Source organism: Vibrio sp. Vb1755, assembly GCF_033338635.1.
Lineage (GTDB): Bacteria > Pseudomonadota > Gammaproteobacteria > Enterobacterales > Vibrionaceae > Vibrio > Vibrio alginolyticus.
Genome location: NZ_JAWOTA010000335.1, coordinates 1 through 1065, shown reverse-complemented (window position 1 = coordinate 1065; position 1065 = coordinate 1). Strand labels below are relative to the sequence as shown.

Below are 1065 nucleotides of genomic sequence, written 5' to 3'. Positions count from 1 at the left end.
GATGATTTACAACTGTGCCTCGCGGTTGGATTTTATTGATCGCAGCGATGAAGTGCAGGCGTTTATGGATATTGCCGCGACCTTTGGCAGCTACTGCATGGGTGAAATACATGGTGACATTGGCCAGCCAGAAATTCTTCACCACAGTTTGACGTACCTTGCGATGCGCGAAGGCGATGAGGTGCAATCGCTGAATTTGCCTAAACCGCAAGTGAGCGCTTCGATTTCACCGCTGTTTAGCTTAATACGCAATGCGATTGGCGATTTGAATCATATGAACGCTCACATGGGTTATCAACTTGATCGTCAAACTCGCAAGTTACAAGAAAGCTACCGTCGTGACAGTCGCACGGGGCTGCAAAATCGCGTGGCGCTGCAAGAGCGCTTAAGTCACATCGATTGTGACGAGCATTTGTTAACGCTTAAGCTACTCAATTTCAGCCACATCAACGAAAAGTACGGGTATCGAGTCGGAGACCAGCTGCTCAAAGATCTGTCGATGCATTTTACCAATCGATTGAGAAAGCGCTTAGGCATGCCAGCGGCGCTGCAACTGTACAGCATTGGTGTAGGTGAGTGGGCTTTTGTGTTTAAGGCTGAACAAAGCAGCGAGACGATAAAACAGCACTTTACTCGTTTTGCTGATGCGGTTGAGCAAACTAACTTTGAGCCGCTCGGCCTGCGCGAAATTGATTACTTGTCCATTTCCTTGTGTGGTGGCTTGGTTAGCCGTCGTGATTTTCCATCGGCTTCTCCTGATGAGCTCTTATTAAAAGGCATAGAAGCGCGTCGTTCTGGCGTTCGCAGCAACACACATATTTGCAACGCTAAAGACATCGAAGTCAGTGAAGATGTACGTAAAGAGCAACTAGGGTGGTTGAGTTGCGTCAGTCGCGCGATTCTTAAGCAGAACATCATTACGTATAGCCAACCGATTGTGCACGCTTACAGTCATCTTCCTGCCAGCCAAGAATGTCTGGTGCGGATTTTAGAAGAAGATGGAACAGTGATTGCGCCGGGGCGATTTTTACCGATCATCTCAGACACGCATTTGTACACCAGATT

Annotated in this window: 1 protein-coding gene; it reads left to right on the top strand. The window is 48.0% G+C overall.

From position 1 onward, the window contains the following. The coding region (locus R7E00_RS24950) for a diguanylate cyclase domain-containing protein (protein ID WP_318124899.1) at nt 1–1065 on the top strand (1065 nt) is incomplete at both ends.